The sequence below is a fragment of the Ktedonobacterales bacterium genome (assembly GCA_036557285.1).
In the GTDB taxonomy this organism is placed as follows: Bacteria; Chloroflexota; Ktedonobacteria; order Ktedonobacterales; family DATBGS01; genus DATBHW01.
The window spans coordinates 1-21,033 of the sequence record DATBHW010000069.1 but is presented as its reverse complement, the minus strand read 5'-3'; the positions used below and the strand labels follow the sequence as shown (position 1 = coordinate 21,033).

15 protein-coding genes are annotated in these 21,033 nt (G+C 59.4%); 6 read left to right on the top strand and 9 right to left on the bottom strand.

The window, feature by feature from the left end; translation table 11 throughout:
• Nucleotides 1–76 precede the first annotated feature (76 nt).
• The gene (locus VH599_19535; protein ID HEY7350510.1) at nt 77–2,701 is read right to left on the bottom strand and encodes a glycoside hydrolase family 2 protein; all 2,625 of its coding nucleotides are present in this window, start codon (nt 2,699–2,701) and stop codon (nt 77–79) included.
• Nucleotides 2,702–3,101: 400 nt separating this feature from the next.
• Between VH599_19535 and VH599_19530 the strand changes: the two genes are divergently transcribed.
• Nucleotides 3,102–4,988, top strand: a complete 1,887-nt coding sequence (locus tag VH599_19530; GenBank protein ID HEY7350509.1) for a hypothetical protein — start codon at nt 3,102–3,104, stop codon at nt 4,986–4,988.
• Nucleotides 4,989–4,995: 7 nt separating this feature from the next.
• On the opposite strand, the gene VH599_19525 is transcribed toward VH599_19530, so the two are convergent.
• From VH599_19525 to VH599_19500, 6 genes are all read right to left on the bottom strand, one after another.
• Nucleotides 4,996–5,712, bottom strand: coding sequence for a YceI family protein (locus tag VH599_19525; GenBank protein ID HEY7350508.1), 717 nt, complete (start codon nt 5,710–5,712; stop codon nt 4,996–4,998).
• Nucleotides 5,713–5,739: 27 nt separating this feature from the next.
• On the bottom strand, nt 5,740–7,032 hold the full coding sequence (locus tag VH599_19520; protein ID HEY7350507.1) for a trypsin-like peptidase domain-containing protein: 1,293 nt from the start codon (nt 7,030–7,032) through the stop codon (nt 5,740–5,742).
• A 128-nt stretch (nt 7,033–7,160) separates the two neighbouring features.
• Complete coding sequence (locus VH599_19515) at nt 7,161–8,525, bottom strand: ATP-binding protein (protein ID HEY7350506.1); 1,365 nt, start codon at nt 8,523–8,525, stop codon at nt 7,161–7,163.
• A 68-nt stretch (nt 8,526–8,593) separates the two neighbouring features.
• Nucleotides 8,594–9,295, bottom strand: coding sequence for a response regulator transcription factor (locus VH599_19510; protein ID HEY7350505.1), 702 nt, complete (start codon nt 9,293–9,295; stop codon nt 8,594–8,596).
• 128 nt (nt 9,296–9,423) lie between these two features.
• Nucleotides 9,424–10,440 (bottom strand): LLM class F420-dependent oxidoreductase, encoded by a 1,017-nt coding sequence (locus VH599_19505; GenBank protein HEY7350504.1) that lies wholly within the window; start codon nt 10,438–10,440, stop codon nt 9,424–9,426.
• A 35-nt stretch (nt 10,441–10,475) separates the two neighbouring features.
• Nucleotides 10,476–11,501 carry an alpha/beta hydrolase-fold protein gene (locus VH599_19500; GenBank protein HEY7350503.1) on the bottom strand — a complete coding sequence of 342 codons (1,026 nt, stop codon included), beginning with the start codon at nt 11,499–11,501 and terminating at the stop codon, nt 10,476–10,478.
• Nucleotides 11,502–12,571: 1,070 nt separating this feature from the next.
• Here VH599_19500 and VH599_19495 point away from each other — a divergent pair.
• From VH599_19495 to VH599_19475, 5 genes are all read left to right on the top strand, one after another.
• Nucleotides 12,572–14,380, top strand: coding sequence for a hypothetical protein (locus tag VH599_19495; protein ID HEY7350502.1), 1,809 nt, complete (start codon nt 12,572–12,574; stop codon nt 14,378–14,380).
• A 60-nt stretch (nt 14,381–14,440) separates the two neighbouring features.
• Nucleotides 14,441–16,000: an APC family permease gene (locus tag VH599_19490; GenBank protein ID HEY7350501.1), complete on the top strand. Its 1,560-nt coding sequence runs from the start codon at nt 14,441–14,443 to the stop codon at nt 15,998–16,000.
• A gap of 74 nt (nt 16,001–16,074) precedes the next feature.
• Entirely contained in the window at nt 16,075–17,352 is a 1,278-nt protein-coding gene (locus tag VH599_19485; protein ID HEY7350500.1) for an aminotransferase class V-fold PLP-dependent enzyme, read from the top strand.
• Between the two features lie 20 nt (nt 17,353–17,372).
• Nucleotides 17,373–18,035: a cyclase family protein gene (locus VH599_19480; GenBank protein HEY7350499.1), complete on the top strand. Its 663-nt coding sequence runs from the start codon at nt 17,373–17,375 to the stop codon at nt 18,033–18,035.
• Between the two features lie 50 nt (nt 18,036–18,085).
• Entirely contained in the window at nt 18,086–19,630 is a 1,545-nt protein-coding gene (locus VH599_19475) for an APC family permease (GenBank protein HEY7350498.1), read from the top strand.
• 76 nt (nt 19,631–19,706) lie between these two features.
• Here the strand turns inward: VH599_19475 and VH599_19470 are convergent, their stop codons facing one another.
• Nucleotides 19,707–20,114, bottom strand: a complete 408-nt coding sequence (locus VH599_19470; GenBank protein HEY7350497.1) for a nitroreductase family deazaflavin-dependent oxidoreductase — start codon at nt 20,112–20,114, stop codon at nt 19,707–19,709.
• A gap of 178 nt (nt 20,115–20,292) precedes the next feature.
• Nucleotides 20,293–20,880 (bottom strand): DUF1697 domain-containing protein, encoded by a 588-nt coding sequence (locus VH599_19465; protein ID HEY7350496.1) that lies wholly within the window; start codon nt 20,878–20,880, stop codon nt 20,293–20,295.
• Nucleotides 20,881–21,033: the final 153 nt, after the last annotated feature.

The window sequence follows — 21,033 nt, the reverse complement described above, 5'->3', positions numbered from 1 at the left end:
CGTTACCAAAAGCGTTACGAAGCGCCTGCGAGCCGGATATACTCGATTCGCGCCTCTTCTGATACCCAGGCGGTTATCAGCGCAGCCAGCGCACCTGAACCTCAGACGTTCCGAGCAGCCGCGTGGTGATAGTTTGCTCATCGCCGGGCAGCAGATCGAGCATGTTATCGCTCCAGCGAGCCTCTGCCCCATTCCAGAGCCAGACCCCCTTGGCCGGGCGCATTGCCCGCACGCGCAGGGTGGCATCATCCAGGCGCGTCACCTCCAGTTCGGGGTCGGGCAGTGTCAGATACTTGAATGGCTCCGGCCAGAGGGCCGCGCGCGCCATAACCGTTCCCTGTACCAGCAGTTGCGCGCTGGCAACCAGCAGGCTCTCAGCATCATCAGCGAAGCGTCCTAGCTCTGTCGCCTGGTTGGGTGGCAGCGTGACCTGGCGGCGCTCTTCTTTCATCTGCTGCCCATCCAACTGCCACAGGCGCAGCGCCAGTTCAGCTTCCAATGCAGTTTGCAGGCCATTGACGGCCCACACTTCCACACCGCCTACGGTGACGGGCGCTTGCCTCCCCCTGCGGGGAGCGGCCCTTGCGGGAACTGGGTTCCCGCATTCTCCCTCGCTGCGCTCGGTCGCGGGCCGCTGCTGTTGCCCCGTCCTCTCGCTCCCGTTGGTCGCTCGCGCGCCCGTGCCTACGGCTCGCGCCAGCCCACCCACCAGGGGAGCCAGTTCGCGCTTGATGGCATACCAGGCGGGCTTGAGATGCAGAGTCGAGTCCACAATCGCCCAGCTTGTTACCGGCCAGCAATCATTCAACTGCCAGACCAGCGCGCCCGCCGTTGCGCAGCGCCCAGGACCACCCCAACGCCGCCGCCAGCCGCGATAGGCCGTCGCCAGCGCCTCGGCCTGGAGCAACTGCGAGGCATAGATATACTCTTCCAGGTCAGCAGGGATGCGCACCGTATCATTCAGATACGCGACAAGCCGCCGGGGGCCGTCTGTCGCCTTGTTGTGATACTCCAACGTCCGGCTTTGCGGATAGCGTTCGGCTGGCGGCGTGCAGGCGGCAATCGTCTCCAGCGATGGCAGGGCTTGCATGCCAAACTCGCTGACAAAGCGCCCGTGAAAACGGGGGTACTCGTGGTAATCGGCCATCTGCCCATGCCAGACATCCCAGGTGTGGCGATCACCTTTGGTCTGATCGCGCGTGTTGGTCCCGCCATATGGGCTACCCGGCCAGTAAGGGCGCGTCGGATCGAGCGCGGCGCAGACAGATGGCAGCAGCCGCTCATAGATTTCTCGCGCCGGGAAACGGGTCTGGCTGAAGTCGCCCTCAAAGGCCAGATCATACGCGCCAACCGACTCCGCGACCTGATAGTCCTCGTTGTTCCCGCACCAGAGCGCGAGCGAGGGATGATGACGCAGACGGCGCACTGCCGCTTCGGCCTCGGCTCTGATGCTGGCCTGGAACCAGTCGTGCGCCGGATACAGCCCGCAGGCAAACAGAAAATCCTGCCAGACCAGCAAGCCTAGTTCGTCGCACAAATCGTAAAAGAGGTCGTTTTCATAGATGCCCCCGCCCCAAACGCGCAGCATGTTCATATTCGCATCAGCAGCAGCTTGCAGCAGCGCCCGGTAGCGGTCAGGCGAAACGCGCGGTAGAAAAGAATCGGCGGGAATCCAGTTTGCGCCACCACAGAAGATGGGCATATTGTTGACCTCGAACAGAAAGGTTGTGCCTGGCTCATCCGCCAACGGCTCTTGCAGCAGCCGCAAGCGGCGCAGGCCCAGGCGAAGTTCGCGCCGATCAAGCTCGTTCCCATCCTGCCGGAACGTCGCAGCCAGCCGATAGAGCGGCTGTTCCCCAGCGCCCGCGCCTCGCGGCCACCAGAGACGCGGCGACGCTACCTCGAAGCGATGCCCTATCTGATCGCCTGTCACTGGCAGCGTCGCTGCATCAATCAGTTCATGTGCCGGGCTAAATAGTTCCAGATGCACCACCAGGCCAGAGGCGGCGTCGAGCGGGCGATTTCCCGCCGCAAGCGTGACGCTAACCGGGAGCGCGGCGCTGCCAAGGTCTGGCGCAACATCAGCCGGGCAGTGAACATCCGCGATGCGCTGAGTGTAGGCTTCCAGGCGAATAGGCTGCCAGGGACCGGCGGTAAGCAGACATGGCCCCCAATCCCAGCTGAAGTGATACTGCGCCTTGCGCACGTACAGGCGGCTGAAATCGCCATTCCAGGCCGTTAGCACGCTGTATTCGGCCTGGCGCTGTCGGCCCCGCCGCAGGGCCGACTCGAAGAGCAGCCAGAGTTCATTTCGCCCAGGCCGCAGCAGCGAAGCCGCCGGAACGCGCCGGGGGATGAACATGTTGTCGCTGCTCAGCGCCTGCTGCCCGTTCAGCCAGGCAGTAGCAAACGTATCCAGCCCATCGAAACAGAGGTCAAGCTGCTCTGCCTCCAGAAATGCCGGTTCCAGATCGAAGGCGCAGCGATAGAGCCAGTCGGCCTCGCCAACCCACTGCACATCGCGCTCATGCAGGCCGATGAACGGGTCAGGGATGCGCCCGGCAGCCAGCAAATCCTGGTGGACCGTACCTGGCACGCTGGCAGCTATCCAGCCATCGGGCGTGGAAAAATCCTCAGTAAGAGCGCAGGCGGGATTGCGCTGCTTCAAGAGCCAGTTCGCCGAAAGCACAAGCTGTTTCACTACCCGGACCTCCAAACAGGTTGAGATGCGTTTCGGCGTTCAGTATAGCATGGCCTGGCCCTGTAAACTCTATAGACTCTGTAGACTCTGTAGACTCTTGGGGGATTCCACCACCTATCGGGGGTTGCCACTGGTAGCGCCGCCTTCCTTCGGGAAGGGCCGCTTGCCTCGGCTGGGCCTCGCCACTCTCGCTCCCGTTGGTCGCTCGCGCATCCCTTCCAGGCGGCCAGCGTTGAGCCGCCTGGAAGGCGGCGCTACAAGTAACACGTCTCGCTTGCCAACACCTCATGTTTGGCGGAACCCTCTTGCAGAAATCTGCCATTGCCGCGCAGGCGATGCGCAGCCTATAATGAAAAGCGCATCCGGCAGAAGGGCTTCAGGAAGGCTTTCAGGAGTGACCATGCTCGAAGACCATTCCACCGCTCAGAGCGGTTCAGCAGATACAGCAGTGTCCCACGTACCCGAAGCAATCTATCACCAGCGCCGCGCTCAGTTCGAGCAGCAGCGGGCGCGCTATCATCACTGGAGCAATATCAACGCGAACGTGAATGTCGCCCTGGTCCTCTCTGCCCTGCTGTTGCTCAGCCTGGGTATCTGGTTTGGCGGCCTGACGTTTTTTCTCCTGGCGGCGATCTTCGGCCTCGCCTTTGTGGCCGCCTATATCAATCTTGGCAGGATAAACCAGCTTGAAGAACGCTATCAGACGCTCTGGACGCTGAACGACGAAGGGCTACATCGGCTGCGGCGCGATTGGGGCAGGCTCCCGCTGCGCCAGCCGCCGCTCGCCGATCTCAACCATCCCTATGCCGCCGATCTCGATTTGCTCGGCCATGCCTCCCTGCAACACCTGCTCGGCACGCCCAACACCCCTATCGGTCAGGCCAACCTGCAAGACTGGCTGCTGAATCCGGCCTCGCCAGCCCTTGCCGCGAAACGCCAGGCCGCCGTCGCGGAGCTTGCCCCACAGATTGACTTTCGTGACACCTTCGCGCTGAGCGGGCGATTGATGGGCAAGACCCAGCCAACCTACGAGCGATTTCTGGAATGGGCTGAAGGCGAATCCTGGCTGGCGCAGCGGCCCTGGCTCATCTGGCTGGCGCGTCTGCTCCCCATCCTGGCGCTTGGCCTGCTCGGCCTGCAACTCGGCGGGCTGACCCGCTATCCGTTCTGGGTTCCCATTTTCTTCGCCAACCTCGCCCTGCTGGCGCTCTATTTGCGTCAGGCGAACGCGGCCATCGAGGGCGCGACAGAGCGCCAGCGCGTCTTTCGCGCCTACGCCGATTTGTTTCGGCAAGGCGCCACCCTGCCCTGCGCCGCGCCAGTCCTGCAACGGCTTCAGGCCGACCTTTCCGCAGACAATCTGCGCGCCGACCAGCAGATGCTGCGCCTGGCGCGTATGATGCCGCTTTCCGATATTCGCCGGGCCATGTTTTTCTTCCTGGTGCAGTGGCTGACCCTCTGGGACTTTCACCTGCTCTGGCTGCTGGAACGCTGGCAGCGCCGCGCGGGGAAGCATGCCCGCGCCTGGCTGACCGCGCTGGGCGAGATGGAGGCGCTGCTGGCGCTCGCCACGCTGGCCCATGACCATCCCGACTGGGCCTTTCCCGGTATCGGGCAGGACGCTCCAAAGCCGCTGATAGCCCGCAGCCTGGGCCACCCGCTGCTGGCGCCAAACGTCTGCGTGGGCAGCGATGTCAGCATCGGGCCGCCCGGAACGTTCCTGCTGGTCACAGGCTCGAATATGTCTGGCAAAAGCACGCTCCTGCGCGCCATTGGGACGAACGTGGCGCTGGCGCAGGCGGGCGGGCCGGTTTGCGCGGCGCAGATGCAGATACAGCCGATCACCCTGGCAACCAGCATCCGCGTTCAGGACTCGCTGGAGCAGGGCGTTTCGTACTTCATGGCCGAACTCAAGCGGCTCAAGCAGGTGGTTGATCGCGCCGAGCAAACGCGGGCCGCAGGCGGTTCCGCGCTGCTGTTCTTGCTGGATGAAATCCTGCATGGCACCAACACCAGAGAGCGGCAGATCGCCGTTCGCCATATCCTGCGCCATCTACTCAAGCAGGAGGCTGCGGGCGCGGTCTCCACACATGACCTCAGCCTGGCAGACGCGCCAGAAATCAAGACCCTCAGCCAGCCCGTCTACTTCACCGAAAGTTTTACACGCGGGCCGGAAGGGCCGGTGATGCAGTTCGATTACAAGCTGCGCCCAGGCATCGCCACGTCCACCAACGCGCTCAAGCTGCTGGAGATCGTTGGGCTGGGCGGCGATGACCTGAAGACGTGAGGCTGGCTCACCCCTCTCTGGCGGTATAGGCGATAGTGAGGACCACCTTATTCTGGGCAATGGCGAGATTGGCGAGATTGGGCGGCTCGATGCCAAAGTCCGTCATATAGATCGTGCTGGTTGCCGTTCCGGTGGTCGTGTCTCCCACCAGCTTGCCCTGCACATCAAAGACTTCCTTATTGGTCTTGCCATGCAGCGTCAGGTTGCCGGTAATCTGAAAATGCGCCTCTTGCCCGTCGGTGTAGTTCGCGGGCAGATTTGTTGCGCAGGTCGAAACAAACGTGGCCGTCGGATAGGCGCCAGTCTCCAGGTAGTTTTGCTTTACAAAGTTATCGCGTCGCTGCGAATCGGTCTGCAAAGTGCGCAAATCAACGGTGACGTTCATCGAGGCGACCAGGGGGTCAGCGCCAGTGCGTATCTGGAAACTGCCCTGCGCAGAATGGGTTGTGCCAACGGCCACATTATCCGGTTTATTCTCTATAATCAGGTTTTCATGGACGCTGTAAGAAACCGTTGTCTGATCGGGTGCGATCTGAAAGGTACGCAACCCAGCCGTAGGGACGGGCGTACCGCAAGGGGTAGCCGTCCCTTCTGCTGTGTGGGCCTGGGATTGCGTGATGGTTTTGGCGTAATTCACCGCATACCACTCGAACCCAACGAAAGCCGCAACGATGAGAACCAGGGCCAGACCGCCGCCGATCAACCAGCGGTAACGTCTCTGCATACAAGTGACTCCTTTAACAACAATCGTCTACCCCTGCGCATTTACCGGGCGCTCTCCCAGCGTGGCTTTGATGGTCTGCTGGGCAGCAGCCCGCGCGACGGTAAGCGTGACCTGCGTTCCTGGCTGCTGGCTGAGCAGCGCCGAAGCCAGGTCGTTATTATCGCTGATATACTTGCCATCCACAGCGATAATCACATCGCCCATCTGTAGCCCGGCCTGCTGCGCAGGGCTGCCCCCGGAGGCATCGTTGGCAAAGCCCGTAACCAACACGCCCTGCTGCGCCGACAGCCCCTCGGCTGCCGCGAACTGCGGGGTCACATCCCGCCCTTGAATCCCCAGGAAACCCTGGCCGGTGCTGGTCAACTCGCCCGATTTGGTAAGCTGGTCGGTGACAAATTTGATGCGGTTGGAGGGGATGGCAAACCCGATGTCATTGGCTGCTGAATCGCCCTGGTCAGCCGAAGCCCCCAGCGTCGGCATCCCGATCAATTGCCCTTGCAGATTGACCAGCGCCCCACCGCTGTTCCCTGGATTGATGGCGGCGCTCGTCTGGATGAGGCCGGGCAGCGCAGATGCCGGACCATCTGGCGCTTCGCTTTCTGTTCGATTGACCGCGCTGACGATGCCGAAGGTGGTCGAGTTTTCCAGGCCCAGCGGGCTGCCAATGGCGAGCGCAAACTGGCCGACCTGCACCTGCGAAGAATCGGCAAAGGGAATCGGCGGCAAATCCGTCGCGGCAATCTTCAGAACAGCCAGGTCGTCTTGCGCGTCCTGCCCGATAAGCCGCGCATCCAGTTTCGTACCATCAGAGAGCGCGACCGAGAAGGTGTCGTATCCGCGCACCACATGGTCATTCGTAGCGATATAGCCGTCGCTGGTCAGGATGACTCCTGAGCCGATAGCCTCGCTGGATCGCCCGAGGCTCGTCACCTCGACCACCGAAGCCTGCGCCTTCTCGGAAACTTCGATGATCGTCTGCTGCAAATCGGTCACGCCTGCTGGCAGGGTCACGGTAGAAGAAGAACTGCTGTTCGCGCCGGATGAGTCGGACGGACGCGAGGTCAGCGCGTGTCCAACGCCAAAGCTCCCGATCATCAGCGCCAGCAGCAGAACACCCAGCGCGTACCACTTCCAATAACGGCGGCGTGATGGCGGGCGATTTCCCACGCCCATGCCGACCTGAGAAAAAGCGCCTGGCTGGGAAGCGCCCGCTGGCGGGGGGTAAACAGGTTGCAGCGGGGCGATTGGAAGGGTATCGGCTGCGCCGGGCGCGTTGTTGGCAGGCTGTGCTATGCTATTGTGCCTCTCTTGAGACTCCAAGGTATTCTCCTCCTCAGATAAAGAAACGAAAAGCTGGGAGATGAACCTCATCTCTCGTTCATAACGATACCTGGGGAGCATGTGAAAACTCTTTGAGACAGATGTGAAACTTCACATCTCTGCACAAGCTAGCGCCTGACCGTCTCAGCAGCAGGAAGCGTGATTCTGGCAACAGCGCCCTGTCCAGCAGTGCTGGAGAGCGTGAGTGCGCCACCATGAGAGGCAGCAATGCCCCGCGCAATAGAGAGGCCCAGGCCCGCGCCCCCTGCTTCGCGCGAGCGTGCCTTATCAACGCGATAAAAGCGTTCCCCAAGATGCGCCAGATGCTCAGCAGCAATCCCGATGCCCGTATCGCTGACCTCCAGACAAGCTTGCCCCTGGCTGGTAAAGGCGTGCAAGGTCACGCTCCCGCCCGAGCGGTTATACTTAATCGCGTTATCAACGAGGATCATCGTCGCTTGCTCCAGCAGACTTTTATCCCCAATCACCAGCGCCTGATTCGCCTGCGGCTCGCGCGCCCGTGTCTGCTCCACCTGCACTGTAACCTGCTTCTCCCGCGCAAATGCGTGTACCCGATGCGCCACTCTTGTGGCGACGCTCGCCAGATCAACCACCTCGCGCTCCAGGTGAAACTCCCCCGCATCCAGGCGGGCCAGCGTCAGCATACTATTTGCCAGTGTCGTCATATGCCCCGACTCAATGACAATATCTTCGAGCAGCGCCACGTCGTCCGGGTCCAGGCGGCCACGCCCGGAAAGCAACACCTCGGCATCGGCGCGCATCAACGTCAGAGGGGTGCGCAGTTCATGCGAAGCATCAGCAATAAAGGCTTGCTGGCGCGCAAACGCCAGCCGCGTAGGAGCAAGCGCGCGATCAGCCAGCAGCAGGCCACCTACTGCTGCGGCAAACAGCGTTGCTGCGCCCAGGATGAGCAGCAGGATGAGCGTCTGATTCAGCACCGCTTCCTGCGTGTTCACCAACTCAGCCACCTGAACCACACCCAGGATACCGTCCCCTCCTGGGTCCGGGACCACCTGGGCATAGACATAAACGTCCCCTATATCGCCCCCGTAGTTGATGGTTTCAGTTGCCGAGCCATTCTGTATGGCCTGGCTCACCAGAGAATCTTTCACGAAGGGGTTGGATGAGCCTTTAGGGCCGTTGACGGGATTGCCTGATGGATAGGTCAGAGGCAGATAGACGCCATTCGGATCGAAGCAATCTACCGGGAATACCTGGCCTCTGAAGACAGCGGAAAAGAGTACGCCAGAAGAGGTAGACACCAATTCGCTGTCCGGCGGGTAGGGCTGGCCGGGATGCCTCTGCCAGTGAGATGTAATCGAATCAGCCGTATTCTTGAGATCAGCCTGCACAGGGCCAAAGAGAAGTTGATGCACACTGAGGTAGAGGACGATACCAAAGAGCAAGAGCATCCCGGCCAGCACACCGCTGTACCAGAGCGTGAGATGCCGTCTGAGGCGAGCAAATATCATCCCGCCCGGCTCTTGAGCCAGACGGCGATCTCTGGACAAGAGTGACCGAAGAACATCGCTGCCGCGCCTCATCGTGTCGCCTCGATAGCCTTTTCCGCGCCCTCAATCTTATATCCGACACCGCGAACGGTTTTAATCAGTGGGCGCGCGAAGCCCTGATCAACCTTATCGCGCAGATAGTGAATGTAGAGATCGACAACGTTGGAGAGCGACTCCAGGTCATAGCGCCAGACATGATCGATGATCTGCGTCCGCGAAAGCACCTGCCCTGGGTGCCGCATGAGATATTCTAAGAGCGCGAACTCTTTCGCCGTCAGTTCGATCATTCGTCCGGCGCGGCGCGCCTCATGGCGCATCAAGTCCAGGGTCAGATCACCGACGCGCAGTTGCGAGCCGCTATTGAGCGCGCGGCCACGCCGTCGCAGCAGCGCGTTGACGCGGGCCAGCAGTTCGGCCATCGCAAAGGGTTTGACCAGATAGTCATCGGCCCCAACATTCAGGCCATTAACTCGATCTTCAACCGCGCCGCGCGCCGTCAGCATCAAGACCGCTGACTCCACCGCATGATTACGCATCTGACGGCAGATTTCCAATCCATCAAGGTCTGGCAGCATCAGATCAAGAATGACCACATCGTAGGTGTCGCTCAAAGCAAGATTGAGGCCAGTGCGCCCGTCATGGGCCAGATCAACGGCGTGGCGTTCTTCGGAAAGCATGCGGCGGAGGAGGGCCGCCAACCGCCGCTCATCTTCTACGACTAAAATGTGCATGATTGCCACTCTTTTCTGCTGCCCTGCCACGCGGTCTGCTGCGCCTGATGGCCTGGATGTATCGTATCATAGAAACTTCACTACCCTAATTGCAACAGAAAAAGATGTGAGCAAGATTAGAAAATCGCTTAGAGCAGGAGTTCCGCCATCAGGCGCAGTGCTTCAGGCTGGCTGGTTCCGCAAATCATGGTCGTGGCGCGCGATGTTTTCCAGGGTTCCACCAGTTCGGCAATGCGCTCCTTCGGCCCGCAAAGCGCCACCTCATCCACCAGCGCATCAGGAACGGCGGCCATAGCTTCAAGCTTGCGCCCCTCCAGGTAGAGGTCTTGAATCTCATGCGCGGCGGCTTCATAGCCATAGCGGCAGGCGAGATCGTTGTAGAAGTTCTTGCCCCGCGCGCCCATGCCGCCGATATAGAGCGCCAGCATCGGCTTGATTTGATTGCGGCATTCCTGCACATCATCTCCCAGGACCACAGAAACTGTAGGCGCGATGTCAAACGCCTCGCTGGCCTGCCGCTTCGCCAGCCCGGCAGAAAGCGACGCGAGATAGGCTTGCTCTCGCTGAGGCGCAAAGAAGATCGGTAGCCAGCCATCAGCGATTTCACCCGCCAGTTCAATGTTCTTCGGCCCAATGGCAGCGAGATAGATGGGGATACGCGCGCGCAGCGGATGAACGATCAGTTTGAGGGGTTTGCCCAGGCCAGTGCCGCCATCAATAGGAATACGGTATTCCTCTCCCTTATATTCCAGGGGAGCCTCGCGCGCCCAGATGCGGCGCAGAATCTCGATATATTCGCGGGTTCGCGCGAGCGGCTTGCCATAGGGCTGACCATGCCAGCCTTCCACGACCTGCGGACCAGACAGGCCAAGGCCAAGCAGCACGCGCCCGCCGCTCAGCAAATCAAGGGTGGCGGCGGTCATAGCCGTCATGGCTGGCGTGCGCGCGGGCATCTGGAGGATGCCGGTGCCAAGCTTGAGCTTCGAGGTCAGCGCCCCCACCCAGGTTAGAGGCGTAATCGCATCAGAGCCATACGCCTCAGCCGTCCAGGCCGAATCGAACCCCAGGCGCTCCGCTTCTTGCGCCAGCGCCACACCGTTGTTGGGACCAGCGCCCCAATAGCCTAAATTGATTCCCAGCCGCATTGCTTGTTCCTCTCTTCCCATCTCTCTGCGGTTGCTCAGGGTGAAAGACGCTCAGCCAGATACTTCAAGCTCAACGGATAACGATATTCGATGCTCATATGGGTGGCGTCGAATAGCTCAAAGAAGACATCCTTGACACCAACCTCTTCCAATGCCTGACGAAATGCCTCGGCCCCCAGATCAAGGAAGAACTCGTCACGCTTGCCCGCGTCAATATAGATCGCCCGCATGCTGCGCAGGGCTTCCGCGTGGTTCGGCGCCATGCGTACCGGATCCCAGGCCAGCCACCGCTCCCACACTTCAGGGATCAGCTTGCCAGTGGTGGTATCGTAGGGGAGATGGATCGTGCCATCTTCATCTGCCGAATAGCAGGCGGCCATACACCAATCGTTCAGCAAATGACCATCGGGTTCTTTAGAAAACGCGGGGCGGCTGCGAAAATCTTCCCAAAACTTGTCAAAAGACCCGCTATACTGATCGCGCAGCGCCCGAACGGATCGGGGAAACTCTGGAAGGTAGCACATCTCGAAGAGCGCATCACCCGCGTGGGTCGCCAGCCCGCCCCACAGGTCGGGACGCAGCATCGGCGTGATCATCGCGCCGTAGCCACCGCTAGACTTGCCAGCGATGCCACGATGCGCGCGTTCAGGCAGCGTGCGATAGTGGCGATCAACCCAGGGAACAATCTCTTCACACAGGTAGGTATGATAACGACCAGTGCCGGGCGAATCCACGAACTGGCTGCCGCCAAGCGAAGTCCAGCAATCAACCCAGACGACAATGCAGGGCGGCGCTTCTCCGTTGGCAAACAGATCGTCGGCAAGTTCTGGAAAGTTCTTGCGAAATGGCGCGCGGTTGCGCCACATATCAAGCTGGCCGGTGAGGCCCTGAATCATATAGACGCTGGGATAACGGCGGCTGGATTCCTGGTGATAGCCGGGCGGCAAATAAATCCAGAGCGGGCGCTGGTGCGGATCGCCTAACGGGTTGCCTTTCAGGGCTTCGCTCTCGAATGTGACCTCCTCATACTGACCGCGAACTGCGAAAGACCAGGGACGCATGGGGATTCTCCTCTCAAGGATAGAGGCTCACCTGATCAACAGGCTCATTGAAACTATTGTTATTACTGGGTATGCTATGGGCATGATAACACACTAGATGAGCTAGCGTGCCTTCCAGTCCCTCTGAAGAATGCCGACGGCTTTGGTACCGAGGGGTTACTTTTTTCCCCCGTTAGTATTTACCCTCTTGCATGGTGTGTTAGGATACTAATGTTGCCAAGCAGAAGGCTGCGCAAATCATCCAGTAAACTCCCCGATCCTGGCCGATGAGTCAATTGTTTAGGAGTCTGACCCCTGAAGCCAATTAAGGAGTCCGCTCTTGGAAACAAAGAGCATCCGTAGACTTCTCAGCCTTCTCGAACTAGGAGGGCAGACAGCGTTAGTGCGGATCTATCCATTGGCTGAGCCGCCTTCGCCTGGATCATCGCCTGGTTCGCCTGGCTGGTCCCAGGGAAACTCTTATTCAACCCATGCTGCTGCCCCCTGGTATGCAGATTTGTATATGCAAGCAGGGCAGATGGAATACTGCGCGGTCTTTAAGGCGAGTGGGGAGCGCAGGTTTATAGGGGATCAGGCGCTCAATTTTCTAGGCCAGATGGGAGGGCTTTTCTATGAACTGCTTCCACTGCCAACAGCACCGGGTTTCCCTCCCCCAGAAGGAGAGGCCAGCCCTTTCGCTACGCGGCCCGGGGGTTATGCCGGGACGACTGCGCCACCAGAAAGGTTTATTGCTCCGCAATCAAGAGAGGAAGGCTGGTTTCCAGCCGCCCCGAACTCCCCGCCCATTTCCTGGCGGCCCGTTCGTACCAGGTGGGGAGATCTCATGGCACAGAATGCGCAGCGGCTCACACGCGACCAACGTCGGATTCTGTCGCTCATCAATGGGCGGCGCTCGGTTGGTGAACTTTCTCGCTTGTTAGGGACTTCTCCCACAGCACTCTCTGAAATTCTTACTTTCTTCCGAGATCAAAACTTGATTTCCTGAAAGCATAGCTGGCGCCCCTGCTCCAGCAAGCGTTCGCGTACTAAACTGGTGAGACTAAACTGGTGATAACAGGAGGTATTTCTCGATGAGACCCTGGTCTACCGATCAGCCCCCGCGCAGCGGGGATGCCAGACCCAGGCGGGTTTCAGGGATTCCTGCCCAGGAGCAGAATCCTCCCATGCCAGGACGGCCCATGTCCGGTCCTATGGAGCGGGGCGCCGATCAGTTTGCAGACAATTGGATGACACAGCCGCCCTTTAACAATCAGATGCCGCCAGCGTTCATGCCCCCTTCTGGCCCGGCAGCCAATGTATCTCGTCCATTACCAGGGGGAGCGCCGTCCGGGCCGACCCCGAAATATGAAATTGCGCGGCCAGCAATATCGTTAGGCCGATTCGGGCGCGCAACCGGCCTCAGCCTGAAGCTCCGCTTTTTGCTGGCGCTGACATTGCTCTCGCTGGCGCCAGCCTTTCTCCTGGTCTTGCTCTACCAGCAAGCCAATCAAACATCGCTGGGGCAGGCAGGCCAGCAGGCGTTGGTTGCCGCTGCCCAGACCAACAGCCACGCACTGACGCAGGAGCTAGCCCGCCGCCAGGGCCATCTCGCGCGCCTGGCAAAGCAGAGCAGCATAACACAAGCCGGTCAGGGGTCTCCAACGTCGAACACCCTCCGGCAAGCTGAAGCTCTCCTGAGCGACGCCAGCCTCTCCACAGGAGATGCCGTCGCCTGGATGGTCCTGAGTGGAAATGATCGGATTATCGCCGCAGCGCCTGATTCCATTGAGGGGCAGGGACTGGGGAAGGCGACGATCCTCCAGCATCCCGATGCCCTGGAGAGTTTTGTCCAGGCGCAGCGCAAAGCGCCTGCCCCCAAGGATGGTGAGACCTCGCTGGCTGTAGCGAGTGGACAGGACGATGCCATTACCGATAAGGTCTGGGTTGCCACCTTAGCTTTTGTTTCGCCAGCAGCGCCTGCCCAGAGCGGTGTGGTTCTGGCTGTATTTTCTCTTCCAGCTATTGTCAGCGCGTATCTCTCAGCGCCTTCTTCCAGCCCTACCAGCTATGCCGCCCTGTTCGATACCCAGGGGACGATCCTGGGGGTAGCAGGCAATGAGAAACTGGCGCAGCAGCAAGGGAAGCCAGTTTCCATCGCTCCACTCAAAAATGTGCTTACTACTCTGCAAACAGGCCAGAGCAGCGACGCGCCAATCTACGATGATCCTACGACTGGCGCACAGGAAACAGCGGCGGGCGTCTTCGTCAAAGACCTGGGATGGATCTTTCTGGTCGTCGCGCCCCCAGCGGACCTGGCGGCAGCCACAACGGGGCTGCTGGCCGGGCGCAATGTTCCGCTCATCTTCTTGAGCATCATCGTCGTGACCACCCTGGCGGCAACCTGGGTCGCCCTGCCGATTGTGCGCCCCATTCGGCGGGCCACTCGTGAAATCCTGGCAAGCACCGATGACGTGCGATTGCTCGCTGAACAGGCGAAGCAAATTGCAAAAGATCAACGGCTTGGCACTGATATTTTGGAGGGCGCTGCTAAAGGTTTGGATATGCGGCGGCGGGCCATTGGCCGAGACGCCACCCTCATTGTAAACTCTTCCGCTGCGGCAGCGACTCGCCTGGCCCAGATTGCTCATGCCATCAACGAGTTACCAGAGTCCATGCAAACGCCCATGCAGATATTGGCGCGCGAAATCTATCAAGAACTGCAAACCGCTCATCAACTGGCTTCTGGCATTTCCAGCGGTCTTGAGAGCGACCCCGCCCAGAAGCGGCTGGGCAACGTCATGGAAGGTGCGGCTGAGATCAGCCAGCAGTTTGATCAGGCGAGCCAGCAGCTTCAACATGGCGCAGGTCGGTTGGAACGCGCCGCCGAAACCCTGCAATAATTAAGGCGTGTATAACTGAAATTACTGAAAGCGAGGCCCGCAATGATTACGCGGTCTCCAATGGCATCCAGAATGCCGATGTCGCCTGAGTTTCGAGCCGAACAACCGGAAGATGATGGGCTGATGGGGGCAGTGGCCCCTGTCCTGCCTTCAGAACGATTACCCCAGGGATTCGCTTTACCGCGAGTGCTGCGGGCGCAAGACCTGACGGTCCTCTGTCTGATTGCTGTATTCCTCGTCGCCAATGTCTCGACAATTGCCAGCGGCGGCGGCGCGGCTTTTCTCTACCTGGGCCTGGGTTTTGTGGCATTCTTAATCCCCTCGGCCCTGATCTGCGCCCAACTGTATCGCCTCTTTCCGGCTGAGGGAGCGGTATATCTTTGGACACATAAGGCGCTGGGCAGTTTCTGGGATATGTTTGTGGGCTTTTTCTGCCATTGGTGGCCGGGCGCCTTTGGATTGACCATTGAGGTCGGAGCTGCCGTCACCTATCTCCAGGCGATGAATCCTACCTGGCTCCAACAGCCCTGGCAGCAAGGTTTGACCGAAATCGGCGTCCTCTTGCTGGCATTAGCCATGTGTTCCCTTGGTCAGCGCAGCATCCAGATGATACTCAACACGGTCTTCCTGGGCTATGCGGCTATTATCGTCTTGCTAGGGCTGGCCGGGGGTCTCTGGCTCCTCAGCGGCCATCTTCCTCAAGGAGATTTCACGTCGCAAGGGTGGCAGATCAGCAAAGCAAACCTGCCCCTCTTTGCCATCGTCATTCTTTCGCTGCTAGGCATGGAAGTGCCGCTCAATATGGGCGGAGAACTTGCCAATCGGCGGGAGGGCCGCCGCTATCTCTCCTGGGCTACCATCATCACCATCGTGGGCTATCTCATTGCTACATTCGGTATTCTGGTGGTCTTGCCGCCCGATGAAGCGGAACAATCCGGGCTGATTAGCACCGTCTTCACCCAGGCGTTTGGCTCCACTGCCGGAACCGCCTTTGGCGCATTCACCAATGTAACCCTGGTCATCTACTTTATCTGCGCCACAGCCGCGTTTAACCTGATGTTTGCCCGGTTACTGATGGTAACGAGTGTTGATTGGCGGCTTCCCAGGTCGCTGCACCGCCTGAATGCGCGGGGCGTACCCTTCACCGCAATGACCTTCCAGGTTGGCTTTAACATCATCTTCATCGCCATCCTGTTCTTCCTGGCCCCCACCCTGGCCCCCACCAACCCGCTAGAATCTCTCCTCGTGTTTCTTGTCACCATCAACGGGCTGGGCGTCGTCTGGGAACTCTCGATGGTGGCCCTCTTTATTACAGGTATCGTGCTGTTTGCACGCTATCGCCGCGAGCTAGCCAACCGCTGGATTGCCCCACCGCTGATTCTCTATCTGGCTGCCATTTTAGGCATGGTTTCAGCCGGTATTTCAATCTTCACCATCTTTTACGCTGGCTCCCCCATTCCTTTTCTTCTCGATAATAGCCAATGGATCTACTATGTCGCATTGGTGGTATTAGGGAGCCTGGCATTAGGGGCTGTACTCAGTTTTCTCGCCCCGGAGGCGGAAGATACCGTCGAACTAACGACACGCCTGGAACGCCGACCAGGCCAGCGCATGACCTGATAGCGAGGTTGGCGATCATTTCGCCAGCGCCGCGCGTATAAACTCTCACTCAGGAAAGAGAAGGAAGGCTCCGTATGTCCAGCACAAGCTCTACGGTTTTGACCCCGGCGCTCCAACACTTGCGGGCATCCTGCCCACTGGCTGAAAGGACCATCTATCTCGCCAACTGCTCTCAAGCCCCTCAGTCGCAGCCGGTGCGAGCGGCGGTCCAGACATTCATGGAGGGGTGGGCCACGCTCGGTATGCACTGGGGAGGCTGGATCGAGGAGGTTGAACGCGCTCGCGCAGTTTTCGCCGCCCTCATCGGCGCGCAGCCAGAGGACATCGCCATCGGCGCTTCGGTGTCACAACTCGTTGCTTCGCTTGCCAGCGCACTCATGCAGCCGCAGGCATCCCGGAGGCGCGTGCTGAGCAGCGTCGTGGAATTTCCTGGTGTGGGCCAGGCGTGGCATGCAGCGGTACGGGCCATGCCTGGCTGGAAGCTCGATATGCTCACCGGCGTCGAAGCCGAGGTCATCGAAGCTGATCGGCTGGCGGAAGCAAGAGCTGGCCTGCCCATCCGCCACACACATCCATCAGTGGTCGTCAGCGCCCAGCAGGTTGTGGCCGCCATTGACGAAACAACAGCCCTGGTTTCCGTTCCCCTGGTAGGCTATACGAACGGCGCTTTGATGGACGCGCAGGCAGTGGTCGCCGCCGCGCATGCGCGGGGCACGCTGGTCTTGCTTGACGCCTACCAGGGAGTGGGCAGCGTGCCAATTGACGTGCAGGCAAGCGAGGTGGACTTCCTCGCAGCAGGCACATTGAAATATTTGCTAGGAACAGCGGGAATCGCCTTTCTCTACGTGCGCCCCCAGGTCCGTCAACAGCTTGAACCGGCTGCAACTGGCTGGTTTGGGCGGGCGAACCCATTCGACTTTAATCCCGCTGGTCTGGAATATGCCTCTGGCGCCAGCCGCTTTGATCTGGGGACGCCTCCGCTCATCAACGCCTTCGTCGCGCGGGCAGGCATGGAGCTTATCCACAAGACCGGCGTTGCGGAAATCAAGGCGCAGATAGACCGCCTTTCAACCCTGACCCATCGCGCAGCGCCAGAGCGCGGCTTGAACATCCTGGGTCCGCAAGCGGGAACCCCGAAAGGGGCCATTACGGCTATTGACGCCGGTTCCCCCAGGCGGGCCGCATGGCTAGAAGGAGAACTCCGCAAACAGAACGTTATCGCCTCGGCTCGTGGCGAGGCCATGCGCCTCGCGCCACACGGCTTTACCCAGGAAGGCGAACTGGAGCAAGCATTAGACGTTCTTGCGCAGTTGCTGAAGAGCGCCCCAGTCGAACTGGCAGCTACATCATAAAGAAAGGAGGAGAGAGCAGCATGGCGATCAAGCGAGTTGACCTGTCGCAGCAATACACCAACGATATGCCGCGCTTCCCTGGCATGGAAGCGCCAGAGATCGAACTGCTGGCGCGAGTGGAGGCGCATGGCTATGGCATGGAACGCTTTCGCATGACGACACACCTGGGAACCCACACGGACTTTGGCGCGCATATCGCCCTGGGCGGCAAGAAGCGCCAGGACTACACACCAAGCGACCTCTGGGTGGATGACGCCCAGGTCTTTCATTTTCCTGGGCATAAAGGGGCCATCACTCTGGCTGAGATTACCCCACACCTGCCCCGCGCGCGCCCAGGCGGGGTGGTGCTAATTGCGACAGGGCACTCGGCTAGCTGGGGCAGCCCGGCCTATTATCGGGATAACCCCTATCTTGAACGGGAAGCGGCTCACGCGCTCATTGAACGCCGTATTCTGGCGATTGGGTTCGATGGCCCTTCCGCCGATCCGGTGGGAGAAGGGGAGCCTACCGGCGCGGATGATTTCCCGCTGCACCAGCTCTGGCTGGGCGGCGGCTGCCTTCTTCTGGAGAATCTCGCCCGACTTCAAGAGTTGCCCGATCAGGTAGAACTCGTCATCGGAGCCATCAATATCCGTGACGCAACGGGCATTCCATCAGCGATCTGGGCGAAATTCGCATCGTAACCCCCATTCTCGTAGTGTTCATCTAGGAGTGCGAAAGGAAGCTATTCACCATGTCCGATGTATCACCACAAGCCAGCCAACCAGCAGTGGCCGTCGCTGCCGAAGAAAGTAGCCAGCTTGGCAAGGGCAGGCTTCGGGTCTGGGATGCGGTGGGGCAGTCGGTGGGGTTGCTCGCTCTTATCATGGCTCTGGCAATTACCACTGGCCCCATCGCCGCATTTGCCGGGCCAGCGGCGCCGTTAGCCTACCTCATAGCTGGCCTGGGCAGCCTCTGCCTGGCCTATGTCTTTATCCGCTTCACCCGGAGCATGGCAAGCGCCGGGAGCATTTATACCTACGTTTCCAAGGGATTAGGCCCCGAAGCCGGTTTTATGGGTGGCTGGCTCTATGCCGGGGCGTTTACCTTCGGGGTCTCCTTCACGCTGGCTATTGCCAGCTTCTATACCTCGGTGTTTATGTCTGAGCAATTCAATAACGACTTCACGGGAGATTGGTTCTGGATCTTCCTGATCGGGATCGTTTTGCTCTTCCTGTTTGCGTTTTTCGACATACGTTTCTCTACCCGCACACAGTTGGTCGTCACAGCCGTTGGGGTAGTGGCAGTTCTGATCGTGGTCTTCGCTATCCTGTTCCAGGGAGGCGCTGGCGGCCTCACCATCCACCCATTCTCCCCCAACGCGGTTTCAGGGGGTCTTTCCAGCCTCTTTGTAGCCGTCATCTTTGGTTTCACAGCCTTTGGTGGTTTTGAAGCCGCCGCTACGTTGGGGGAAGAATCCGTCGATCCCCGGCGCGCCATTCCGCGCGCTATCCTGGTGTCTATCCTGGTAGCGGTGGTGTTTTTCGTCCTGACCACCTATGCCTTCGCCGTTGGCTATGGGGCTGATGACAAAGGCGCTCTCAAGTGGGCTGTTGATGCCGCACCGCTGGATACGCTTGCCGCGCAGTATGTTAACCCAACCCTGGCAAAGATCATTGATGTGCTAGTGGCGATTGATGCGTTTATCGCCTCGCTCGCTGGCCTCAACCTGGCGTCCCGCGTGCTGTTTGCGATGGGGCGAGACCGGGGGCTGCCTGCTGTCTTTGGCCGAAGCCACTCGCGCTTCAAGAGTCCCTGGGTTGGCATTATCTTCGCGCTGGTGATTACCATCATCCTGGGCGCGCTGCCAGGGCAGCAGATGGATAGCCTGGGAGGTCTACCCCTTCCAAAACCGCTGCCATTCGCCTTCTTCCTGGCCGGAACCGCAACTTTAGGCATCCTGGGGGCCTATCTTCTGGCGGCGATTTCGGGCCTCGGTTTCTTCCAACGCGAAAAGGGCGGCGGTCTGCATATTATCTGGCAGGTGCTGCTTCCACTGATCGCGGTGCTGATCGTCGGGGCCACGCTCATTAGCTCCTTTGCTCCCCTCCCGCCAGCGCCTCCACTGGCGGCGCCTCTGAGCTACGCTCCCTATATCTTTGGCGCCTGGCTCCTGTTGGGCCTGCTGCTGGTCGTTGTGGTGAGAAACGTTAATCCTGCTCAGGTGAGCAAGTTCGGGCAAATCGTCGCAGGCGCAGGGGAAGAAAGCCAGGAAGGCGCACCCGCTGCTGGCGACTGAGTTCGCATCTTAGCGAGAAAGCAAGCGCAGCCCAGGAAGGGCACGCGCTTGCTTTCTTTTGCCGGGAAAGAAGACCTTAGTCTATGCGATCCAACAGCACAACGGGAATCTGCCTCGTGGTCTTTCGCTGATACTCGGCAAATCCTGGCATCAGCGCGGCATGTTGGGCATACAATCGCTCGCGCTCTTGCCCCTTTGCAACGGTAGCGCGAGCCTGAAACCGCTCGTCGCCTAGTTCCACCGTCACGATGGGATTGGCAAGCAAATTATGATACCAGTCGGGGTTGGTGGGTCCGCCGCCTTTGGAGGCAACGATGACGAGGCGGGTGCCATCCGTCGAATAAGCAACGGGCGTCGTGCGTGGCTGGCCGCTTTTGGCCCCAATGGTGGTCAGCAGAAGCAATGGGTTTGGGCCACCGACATCGCCGCCGTTGGCGCGAAACTTTTCAATGACTATCTGATTATAGTTACCTGGCATGCTCATCGTTTCTCCTGTGTGGATAGAAGATATTTCCGCACCTTCCTATAGATAAGATACTTACCTGAAGTTGGTATGGATATGCGTATTCTACCACGACAGCTATGAATAGCAGCTAGCCAGAAGACTAAAATGGCCTATGCTTTCGTCCAGGTGACTCTATCGCAGCCCGAAGAAAACAGGCTTAGCCCGGCGTCTTCCAGATACCGCTATCTGACGGCTGAACGTGGCGCTGCATGAGTTGCTGCAATTGGAGAACGGTATTCCAATTTCTTGCTGTTCCAGCGGTTTTCAGCTTTTTCTCGATAAAAGTCCCAGAAAGTTTTGAGCGTCCCATTCCGTTCGGATAATAGATATGCACTTCTTTGCCGATGATGCGGAGTTCTTCAGGGCCACCATACGACTTTAATAGGTCTTCCTGGGCTGCATCGTCAGGGCGCACCGCCAGAAACATCACGAGGACCAGCTTTAACTCTTTGCCTGGTTGGCCCTGAAACGGGTTATAGGTGATAATCTCTTGTAGCTCATCTGAAGTACGAATCAGGACTTCCGAGTGAAAGCCAAATGTTGTCTCAAAGCTGCGCTCAATCTGGCTTCGCAGTTGGGCCACGTTGGCGTCATCACAGTGAAAGACCACATTGCCACTCTGGATATAGGACAGGACATCCCGTAAGCCCAGCGATTCGTGCAAAGCTCTGAGTTCATCCATTTTTACTTGATGGTTCCCCCCAACATTGATACCCCGGAACAGGGACACAAACGCTGTTGTCATGTTCAATCCCCCTTATACCAAATCTTGGTATATACTAGAGGTATGTCGAAACGTCTTACGCTTGCTGAACACCTACCGATGGCTGATTTAGAACAGCGCTACCGGAAGGCCTCCGACCCCGTTGCACGCAGTCAGTGGCAGATCCTCTGGTTG